Genomic DNA, 10,038 nt, shown 5'->3' with positions numbered 1-10,038 from the left:
GACATCCCCGATGTCTCGTACCCCGCGAGTCCGTTCCTTCACGGCCAGGGCGAAAGACCGCCTTGGTTTCGCATATGCAGCGTACTTGAACCAGGACCAGCGAATTTACTGACAAAAGATGCCGGTAGCATTGCCAACGATTGGCCGCGACAACTTGCCCATCGACGACATGGTGGCTAGAGAAATCGCCGCGCAGATCGGACGACTACCAGCGTCGGGCATCCTCATCAAGAATTAGCTCGTCGGAAATTCCTATGGAGCCACTGCGGATTCTTCGCTGGGTGTGCGTGGACATTTGATCGAAGACGGACAAATCGGTGCCAGGGTGAGCGAGATGAATGTTAACGGCAATTTTCTAACGCTATTCCAATTCTTGGTCGCTGTGGGCAACGACCCATGGAAATATAGTCCGCTTAAAGCACCAACGTTGCTGTTTGAGGATGTGAATTTCTCTGGGGCGTAGCTTGGTTATTCAGGACGACTTGTTTCGCAGCAGCCTGGAGTTCTTCAAGCTCATTGAGTATTCCGTCGTAGGATGTGGAATCGAAGTTTGGTTCTCCTTCATATATGGAGGAGAATTGCCGAGCAAGGCAATTCCATCTGGATTGCCATTCCACAGGTAGTTCCGGTAGCGATTCTGAGCGGAATTGACTGATCTCGTGCCAGGTCGCCAAACATTCATGTTCTTCCCGAATCATACCAGCTTTTTGAGCAACCTCGGCACCTTCTAGGAGTCTAGTAGCTACGAATGAGGAGTCTATCGAGGCTTGTGCCCAGACCTGTTGCCAAGCTGATTCGCGGCAGAAGGCAGGCAGTTCGGTGGGAAACTGAGTGGCAGCGATTTCTGCGTTGTGGATGGCCTGCGCCCATTGGGAGTTTAGCTCCTGCACGATGGCTCGATTCTCTTCGACATTTCGAATGAGCCCTCGGCATTGACGAATCGATTTCGCCAGCCAGCCAAACGCGAAGGACGTGTATTCATCCAGATCGGTTTCTTGTTCGAGGGAACTGCAAACGGACTGAAGTATCGTTCGAGCGTTTTCCCATCGAGATGAACACAACTCTTCGTTAGCACAGAACAGATCGAATTGGATTCGCGATTCCGCTTCTAGCAAGAATCGAGGTCTGCCATCCATGCTCCCCAGGTTTTCTTGATTGGACGAACCGATGGTACAAAGGATGCGACGGGCAGCATAGTAATTTTTACCGTCCATGTAACGTACGGATTGAGCGAGTAGGTCGCGGCCCACACGTTCGGCTTGTTGGAGTTGTCCGACGCGAACGAGCGACATCGCGCATTGATACAATGCCTTGCGACCGTTAGCGGGTGGCACAGAACATAAGGACAAATTCAACTCGGACGCTGCACTACCATTAATATTGAGAAAAGCCATCGTATCGCCTTGTTGCGATGTACCTAGAATAAACCTCGACCTCACGAAATGTAGGTCATGGTGAAAACTAGGTCACGAAATCCCACAGGCTCCTGTGATCTACGGATTACCTCAGATCAGGAAGCTCTTTCAGCAGCACAGGCCGAACAATCGACACAATCAACAGCTTCAGGATTGCACGACGAAACTGTGGTAACTCAATGGAGACGAGGGATGCTTAATCGACGTGGGTAACCAAACCTGCACATCGCCCATCCGGCGAATTTGATAGTTTCACAAAGTAATTCTGAGATCTGGGTTTGGGATCTTTCAGAATGAGATTGATGGGACAATCACTTGCTGGCTCACGGCAATTGGTAATCTGTGGAATTGCTCTCTCTCGCATGGCCGCAATTGCAGAAATATATTCGAGTAGCCCTGTGCCACTTCCCGCGTCTCCAAACGCACCTTTGTAGGCAGCGACTGGCGTTGTTGGAAGAACGCGTGCAATCCCGGAGGCCTCGGCTGCGTCACCCTCTCGGGTCCCCATAGCAGAGGCGTTGATATGATCAATTTGTGTTGCCTCTAAACGCGATCGTTCCAAAAGCAATTCGAGAGTGGCTTGCGTGGCTGTAGCGATACCGCTCCAGCGTTTGCGGATGGGTTGGTGAAAGGTACTTGCCCACGAAACAATGGTAGCCAGAGGATTCGCACCTCGGGCGATTGCATGACGTCGGCGTTCAACAACTAGAGCCGAACTCATCTCAGCAGGCACGGTACCATCTCTGTGCGCGTCGAACGGCTTGCAAGCTAGCGATTCGTCTTGGACTGCTGCGGAGTAATCCTCTTCGTATCTTTGAATCATTCGAGAACTACCAATCCGTGAGGCGCTAGAACCGATGAGCATCACGTCAGCTTGCCCTCGTCGAATGACGTTGATTGCTTCGATGATAGAGTTCAGGCTACTAGTGCCTTCGGTCGTGATCGTATTATTGGGGCCTCGCGCGTCAAGAGCGATTCCAACATGGCACGCCGCCATATTAGGTAAGGACCTAAGCATCCAAAGAGGGTACATGTTCTCCATCGCCTGCGGAGCCCATTGTGAGTGATCCATGATGCCCTGCGGGGAGCATCGTCTCACGATATCCTCGACATCGACCAAATCACTTTGGATTAGTTCTCCTGAGAAGACAGTACCAATCCGGTCGGGATCAACGGTGCCCGCTGCGATCCCCGCGTGTTTGGCTGCCTGCATTGAGGCGGCGAAAGCGAGCTGGATCTCACGGCACATAACCTTGATCGATTTTCTCGGCTGAACGTGTTCTTTGGGATCAAAGTTATCAATGGAAGCTGCCAGCCATTGATACGTCGTTTCCCCCTTTGTTTGCTCGAGCAATCGTACGGCCGATTTCCCTGCAAGCAGGGTTTGTAGGTGGTCAGATACGCTATGGCCGGTCGGAGCAATAGTTCCAAAGCCAGTGATAACGATATCTTCTTCCCAATCGCTTGGTGTTTGGGCAATGCTCTCCGACGCCATATGGATGATTAGATTTGGAAATTGAGTTCAGGAGCTTGTTCTGGCGTCGCATTGCGAATTCGCAATTTCGGTTTCTCTAAGACGACAGTTGAATGAGGTGCAACACTGCTGGTAACCCATACACTCGAGCCTATTACGCTGTCGTGCCCAACAATCGTCCTCCCTCCGAGGATAGTCGCATTGGCGTAGATCACAACCCGATCCTCGATGGTCGGGTGACGCTTTGTACCACGAACCAATTGGCCGTCAGCATCGGTAGCAAAACTCAATGCTCCCAATGTCACCCCTTGATAGATTTTAACATTGTCGCCGATCTCGCAGGTTTCGCCAATGACCACACCAGTACCGTGGTCGATAAAGAAGTACTCACCGATCCTAGCTCCAGGATGGATATCGATCCCTGTCTGCTTATGTGCCCACTCCGCCATCATGCGAGGAATGAATGGTACCCCAAAATGAACCAGTTCGTGTGCGATGCGGTAGATGGTGACAGCCTCCAATCCGGGGAAGCAAAAGATGATCTCGTCTCTGTTACGCACGCTCGGATCCCCCTCGTATGCCGCTTCGACATCTTTAGCGAGTGTTTCTCGCAGTGCGGGAATTCTCCCCAGAAGTGCGATAGCGGTCTGTTGCCCTTTGGCTTCGTAGTCGATTTTCGCATCGCACGGTGAAGACTTATCGTCTTTGCTCTCGACGCGGTCGGCATGCATGAGAGCACGAGCAATTTGGGTGGTCAAGCGATCGTGCAAACGATCAACTAAATCTCCGACATGATAAGCAACGTTACCAGCATGCAAGCCCTCGCGTCGTCTGAAGCCAGGATAGAGAATATCCTTTAAATCCTCCAGAATGTCGACGACGACTTCATATTTTGGTAGCGGGCAATGTCCGAGATGATTGATGCGATCACTCCGGGAATAGGTCGCAACAATCGCATCTGTTAAGCGTGGAAGCTGTTCCTTGAGTCGAAAATCAGAAGCCATGATGTCGCTTCAAAAGGAAGGAAATTGGGCAAAAAGGAAATTAGACAAACACGATGGTGTTGGGCACTCCAGGTGCAGTTCGGCTCAATTCAACCAGCAGTACTATTGTTTTTTGCAGAAACCTATCACTTGCTGCATCTTACCCAATTTACCAAAAACTAGCAAACCGCCTGACGGTGGGGATTTACTTGACCAACATCGCACATCGCAGAGAGGATTGTGCAAAATAGCTAACTAAAGTAGCTAATACAAAGGCGAACCAAGCAGGTTCCCGAGCTCAGTTTTCGTCGAAAATCCAGGATTTTCCTCAGAATGGAAGGTTCAAGTGATCCGAGGCTGATTGACGCGTGATCCGCGTCCGTTTAGCATCGGTTTGAGGCATAGGAATTTTGCCTCACTTTTCCTCACAAAAGCCATCCTTGGAGTATTTCTTATGTTCTGCCAGTTTGCATGCCGTTCGTCCCTTCTTGCTGCGATCGGCCTAGCCTGCATCTCTTCGCATTCTTCCGTGGTTGCTCAAGACCGAGTCAACCAACTGACTCGCCAAGAAGAACTAAGCGGCTGGAAACTCCTCTTTGATGGCGCCTCGGCAGATCAATGGAGGAACTACAAATCGGACAAGCTTTCTGATGCTTGGAGGGTGGTCGATGGGGAGTTAGTACGCAGCGGTGGCAGTGCTGGCGATATTATTACAAAAGAACAGTACAAGTACTTTGAATTGCTCCTCGAATATAAAATCTCTGAGGGTGGCAACAGCGGTTTGATGTTCCATGTGACGGAGGACAACCCCGCCCCATGGCATAGTGGCCCCGAAATCCAAATTCAAGATAACGTAGCGGGCCGCGATCCACAAAAGAGCGGCTGGCTCTACCAGTTGTATCAACCCACCACGCCACCCTGGATCAACGCCGCTGAATCTCTTGATAAGACTCGCCCGGTGGGAGAGTGGAACCAGCTCTATCTAAAGATCGCTCCCAATCAATGCGAAGTCTCGATGAACGGTGCGGTCTATTACAATTTTCAGTTGGGCAGTAATGATTGGAACCGACGAGTTGCCAAAAGCAAGTTTGCGAATATGGAGGGCTTTGGCAAAGCTGGAAAGGGGCATATTTGCCTGCAAGATCACGGTGATTTGGTTTCTTTCCGCAATATCAAGGTCCGCGAGATCCCAGACAGCGGAGTTGTGAAACAGCCCATTGATGGAGTACTGCCCGTTCGAGGCGAACCGGCGTTTCCTAATCTCAAATGGGAGGGCTGGGCTCCTACCGATGAGGACGGCAACCCTAACAAGCAACTTCGCATTCTAGAACTGACGTACGCCGCCGGCTTCCCGAAGCGACTTTTTGCAATGGACCAACGGGGTTGGATTTTCACGTTCGAGAACAGACGCGATGTGGAGCGTGCAGATCGATTCCTCGATATCGAATCCAAGGTTAGTCCCTGGAACGGTCCAGGTGCCAATGAACAGGGTTTGCTCGGACTGGCATTTCATCCCAAATTCAAAGAGAACGGTGAGTTCTTTGTGTCTTACACTCGCAAGAGTGACGACACCTCCGTGATCGCACGGTACCGCGTCAAGAAGGACAACCCGCTCCAAGGAGATCCGGATTCGGAAGAGATCCTTTTGGAATTGCCACAACCTTACAAGAATCACAACGGTGGACCGATCGAATTCGGACCCGATGGATATTTGTACATTGCTTTCGGTGACGGCGGATTGAGGAATGACCCTGTACTGTCGGGGCAAGACCGCAATCAATGGCTCGGTTCAGTCTTGCGAATCGACGTTGATACCAAAGCACCAGGTTTAAACTATGGGATTCCCGCCGACAATCCGTTCGTGGGCGTTGAGGGAATCAAACCGGAGACCTATGCCTACGGATTCAGAAATCCTTGGCGAATTGCCTTCGATAAAGCTTCGGGGCGACTTTGGCTCGGTGACGTCGGGCAAGATCTCTATGAAGAAGTCAACGTCGTTGTAAAGGGTGGCAACTACGGCTGGAGTGATCGCGAAGGAAACGCTCCCTTTGGCAATAATCCACCGGTCGCCGGTGTTGGCCCGTATGTCGAGCCCGTATGGGATTATGATCACATGGCCGGCAAATCGATAACAGGAGGCCGAGTCTACAACTCGAGTCGTGTTCCCGAGCTGAAAAACAAGTACATTTACGCCGACTATGTTAGTGGTGCGGTTTGGGCTCTGTCCTATGACCCAGCCACCGGCAAAGCGACAAGGAACGAGCAACTCATCCCCGGCGGCGTTCCTGTCTTTGCCTTTGGCGAGGATCAAGAGGGGGAGGTCTATTACTCTCGAGATACCAATCGGCCAGAAGTATTGTATCGGCTAGAGATGGATCCCAAGTAGACGCGTTATTGCCCTCCAAATGATGCGGAGCGTAGACCGTCTCCTGAAGTGAAATCGAGGGAGGCGTCCATGCTCTGAGATAACAGCAGTCCGTCAATCTGCGCATCAGATACGGAGAACTGGCCCTTCACGGCAATCGACTTGAGCAACGCTTCAAAATAGGCTCTTCGCAGAACGAGGACTTGCAAAAAGTCTAGCTCGCCGGCCTTATATGCGGATTCGGCGAGCTCGAGGGCTTTTTCTGATTGAGGTAGTATTTCTTTTTCATAACGTCTTACGGCAGCGGTGGAGCTATCAAAGTCACGGGCCACGATCGCTAGTCGGGAACGAATCGATTGCTCTAGTCGTTTGACCTCTTCTTGGGCTCGACGATAATCAGCATAGGCTGCTGAAATATTGCCGGTGTTCTTATTCCAGACGGGAATCGGTGCAGCCACTTGCAAATTGATCAACCCCGTGTCGGTCCCGCGATCATAGCCAGCTCCGATTTGCCCCGTGACGTTGGGAATCACTTGCGCCTGCTCTCGACGCACCAGAGCAGCTTTCTCGGCAACCAAACTGCTCGCCACAGCTAACTCAGGACTACTTTCCAACAGCTCACTGAGAACGCTATCCCAATCGGGAGCAGCGTCGGCAGATTTGAGTTCGCCATCGAGCATGACAGGGTTCACTTCTCCCAATCCCGCGACGGCGGCTAGATGTCTCCAAGCACCCCGGTACGCCAGTTCTAGCTGCTCAACAGTTAGGGAGATTTCGCTCAACAGAGTTTGGGATTGTAACACATCGATCTGGCTTCCCTCGCCAGCTTTCAAGCGGTCCGTGGCAATCTGCACACCTCTCTCAGCGACATTTAGCAGAGATTTAGCAACCTCTAATTGTTGTTGAGCGGCCAACGCCTCGTAGAAACCAATCCGAATGTCCGTCAGGAGTCGATATTGCTGGGTCATGACAGCCCAACGCTGCGCATTCTGCGTTGAGGCCAAGATGTTGCGGTTCAGTTCGAGTTTATTTCCCCGAACGAATTCTTGCTCGACAAAAACGCCATGCTGGTCTGTTCCTTGAGCTGCAATTTGTTGGCCGAAATAACCAAACGTCGGGTTCGGGGCTAATCCCACTTGATAACGCAAGCTCGATGCCTTTTGCACCAAGATTTCCGCCCCCAGCAGCGTAGGATTGTTTCCAAGTGCAATGGATTCTATATCAGAAAGTGTATAGTTTTGGCTTGTGGACGCTGGGCTAGCATCAAACGTTTCTTCTATGATCGCTTCGCTAACTAGAAAAGAACGATCATCCGCTTGATATCTCTCGGCAGCAGCAACAAACGAAACAGGACGTACAGATTCCGTATTGAGTTGTTGACCTGTTAGATCCGGCGCAGCGTCCTGTTTTATAAAGGCTCCTGCTGCGGATGCTATGTAAGTCGGCGGCAGGGTGGAGGGGTGAAGATTCGAGGAGTGAGAATTCTTTGTGGAACTACACCCCACATGAACCCCGGAGCTAGCAAGCAAGGTTATAAGCCACGTCCCGGCGACATTATTCGATGAAAAAATTTTCTGACGAACCATGATTGGATTGCAGCGACGAACGCTCAATGAGGAAACCTAAAGTCAACGTGAATGCCTATGGGTTTCCTTCGGACTGTACCGCTAGCTCCATGAACAACGAATATCCTAATTCGCAGGCTTGGAGGCTGCCCGCTCCTTCATTCGAAACAGCCGTTATGTCTTACCAGACAAGAAAGTGCTAGCACAAACTCCATTGCGCTTGCCAATGCGACGAGACGGGACGATTTCGTAAGCTTCTTGTGAAACTAGAGAAGTTCATATCTGACAATCCCGAAATGCCAGTTGTCCCTGAGGGGTTAGATCGTGTTTCTCACTCTGGTTATCTTGAGATTTTGACGGTCTCTCGCCAGCGTTCCACATCCATCAACACTATGCCACGGCCTTCGCCAGCACCCTTCATGAATCCACACTGGATTGCTATCAGCTTGCCGTCTGGGCTCACGACCGGGTTGTCGCTGCGATAGCCAGGAAACTTGTTCCACTCGCATATTCGAATCGCCGGCTCGTTCGAGTTAAGTGGCTGCATGTAAACATCCACCTTCCATCGCCGACGTTCATTCTCGCGGTCTGACTCGATCAAGATGTAAGACCCATCTGGAGCGACTCCTTCGGCCTCGTTGTACCCGTTGGGTACCTGAGTTATGAACTTTATCTCTTTCGAATCAAGGTCAATGCTTGCCACTTCCGCGTTATAGAAAGGCTCATCAGTATCACCCTGATAATAGGTGAATAAAAGTTTATTGGTTCCTGGCCAAAAATCTTGGGTTTCTAGTCGATGTGTATTGGGCAGCTTCAGTGCATCTTGGTCGATAACGATTTCAATATCCGTAAGCTTTGGTACTGAGTCCAAGTCGACTACGTTGGCCATCTTGATGACACGTTGGCCCGGCATTGTCCATGCAATTCGCGTGGAGTTACGATCGATCGCGGGACCTTCGTCGCAGAAGTGGCCTAAGGATACGGGAGGCTTGTCGAAGGGTTTCTGCAAGATAGACATTTCCAGTCGATGGCGGTTTAAATCAGGGTTCTTCGCATCGAACTCGTCGCTCCCAAGCAATAGCAAATCACCCGATGGCAAACACAAAACCCGCTGGAAGCCCTCGTGCCAAAAGTGCAAAGTCATTGGCTCGATCTTCCCGCTGGACACGTGAATGCGAAACACCTCATTCCAAGCCTTTGCTACAAAGTAAACGTGCTGACCGTCGTGCGAGAACTCGGGACGCTGCCCCCATTCGATCAGCACTCGCATATACGGCGGCAAATTCTCCATTGGGGAAGTGGGAGGCTTAGTCCCGCTATCCTGAGCTTGCGTTCTACCCAGTCCAGATGCCAGGAGCACCGAGGCTAAGGCAATGTATAGGAGATGGCATGAGAGTCGTCGCGTTAAGAAAAATTGCATGATTGGCTGCTCAAAATAAAAAGGGATGAATGAGGCGATTAGAGCGTCAAAAACACGGCGTCAACATTTCGTTACTTCTGTTTATACTCGACCGGTTTAATAAATGTGAATTTCTCGAAATCTTTCGACTCTGGTAGCACGAATGCATACTTCGTAAGGCGGTCAATTTTCAAATAAAGGGCATCACCAGGGGACTCGATGCTGTGGCCAACAAACGTCCGGTTGTCGGGTATAAAACGGAAGTGAATACCTTTTTCGCTATTGTAACCAATGAAAGTAGGAAAAAAACTCCAACCATCGTCCCACTTGTTTTGTCACCCGATATCCCCGTGGATGTTCAATTCGGAAACCGTCAGATTTTCTTCGAGTACCTTTTTTACGAACACTCCACAAATCGAATAGTGACAAAAAGTCTCTTGAAGATCCTGCCGCAACGTCATTTGCTCAAGGCCGTCTGTCAGTTCACTTGTTTCCAGTGCAGGTATACTCAGGAAAATGTGCGAGAAGATCGCAACTAATAAAAGTAGTGAACGTCTCAATCGTATTGAGAATTGGAAGAGATCGGTCATAAATGCTGTGTCTCTAACGAACGTTAAGGGGGCAGGGATTTTTCATGCAAGGCGTAAGCCATCTGTTGAATCGAATGAATGCTAATTAACTCATCAAATAAATGCAAGGGTTATGCAAGTGACCCGTCGGTCTTACGCGACCCGTTATGGCCGCTTCGTCCGCCGATCAGCCACCACGCCACAAGTATCTATAGGATTAGGCTTATGATCAGATCAAGCATGAAAACCTAGTAGGGCTCATCATCGG

The 10,038-nt window shown here is 50.5% G+C and carries 8 protein-coding genes and 1 pseudogene; 2 read left to right on the top strand and 7 right to left on the bottom strand.

The window, feature by feature from the left end:
• The first annotated feature begins 283 nt into the window (after positions 1-283).
• A complete protein-coding gene (locus SH449x_RS15490) occupies positions 284-463 on the top strand; it encodes a metallopeptidase TldD-related protein (RefSeq protein WP_482376979.1) in 180 nt (59 codons plus the stop codon).
• Here the strand turns inward: SH449x_RS15490 and SH449x_RS15485 are convergent.
• The 3 genes from SH449x_RS15485 to epsC form a co-directional block, all read right to left on the bottom strand.
• Entirely contained in the window at positions 414-1,394 is a 981-nt protein-coding gene (locus tag SH449x_RS15485) for a hypothetical protein (protein WP_482376978.1), read from the bottom strand. The genes SH449x_RS15490 and SH449x_RS15485 overlap by 50 nt on opposite strands.
• Before the next feature lie 217 nt (positions 1,395-1,611).
• Entirely contained in the window at positions 1,612-2,910 is a 1,299-nt protein-coding gene (locus SH449x_RS15480) for a beta-ketoacyl-[acyl-carrier-protein] synthase family protein (protein WP_482376977.1), read from the bottom strand.
• A gap of 8 nt (positions 2,911-2,918) precedes the next feature.
• Positions 2,919-3,893, bottom strand: coding sequence for a serine O-acetyltransferase EpsC (epsC, locus tag SH449x_RS15475; RefSeq protein ID WP_482376976.1), 975 nt, complete (start codon positions 3,891-3,893; stop codon positions 2,919-2,921).
• A 433-nt stretch (positions 3,894-4,326) separates the two neighbouring features.
• Here epsC and SH449x_RS15470 point away from each other — a divergent pair, with 433 nt between their 5' ends.
• On the top strand, positions 4,327-6,258 hold the full coding sequence (locus tag SH449x_RS15470; RefSeq protein ID WP_482376975.1) for a 3-keto-alpha-glucoside-1,2-lyase-like domain-containing protein: 1,932 nt from the start codon (positions 4,327-4,329) through the stop codon (positions 6,256-6,258).
• A gap of 5 nt (positions 6,259-6,263) precedes the next feature.
• On the opposite strand, the gene SH449x_RS15465 is transcribed toward SH449x_RS15470, so the two are convergent.
• From SH449x_RS15465 to SH449x_RS15450, 4 genes and pseudogenes are all read right to left on the bottom strand, one after another.
• Positions 6,264-7,823, bottom strand: coding sequence for a TolC family protein (locus tag SH449x_RS15465; protein WP_482376974.1), 1,560 nt, complete (start codon positions 7,821-7,823; stop codon positions 6,264-6,266).
• Positions 7,824-8,142: 319 nt separating this feature from the next.
• Positions 8,143-9,222: a TolB family protein gene (locus SH449x_RS15460; protein ID WP_482376973.1), complete on the bottom strand. Its 1,080-nt coding sequence runs from the start codon at positions 9,220-9,222 to the stop codon at positions 8,143-8,145.
• Between the two features lie 71 nt (positions 9,223-9,293).
• A pseudogene (locus SH449x_RS15455) lies at positions 9,294-9,497 on the bottom strand (acetolactate decarboxylase); the annotation flags it as partial.
• A 39-nt stretch (positions 9,498-9,536) separates the two neighbouring features.
• A complete protein-coding gene (locus SH449x_RS15450; RefSeq protein WP_482376972.1) occupies positions 9,537-9,791 on the bottom strand; it encodes a hypothetical protein in 255 nt (84 codons plus the stop codon).
• Between the last annotated feature and the right edge of the window lie 247 nt (positions 9,792-10,038).

Source organism: Brakhagea baltica (assembly GCF_052161605.1).
Lineage (GTDB): Bacteria > Planctomycetota > Planctomycetia > Pirellulales > Pirellulaceae > JBKCUI01.
The sequence above is the reverse complement of the archived record's forward strand: the minus strand, read 5'-3'. Positions and strand labels throughout refer to the sequence as shown.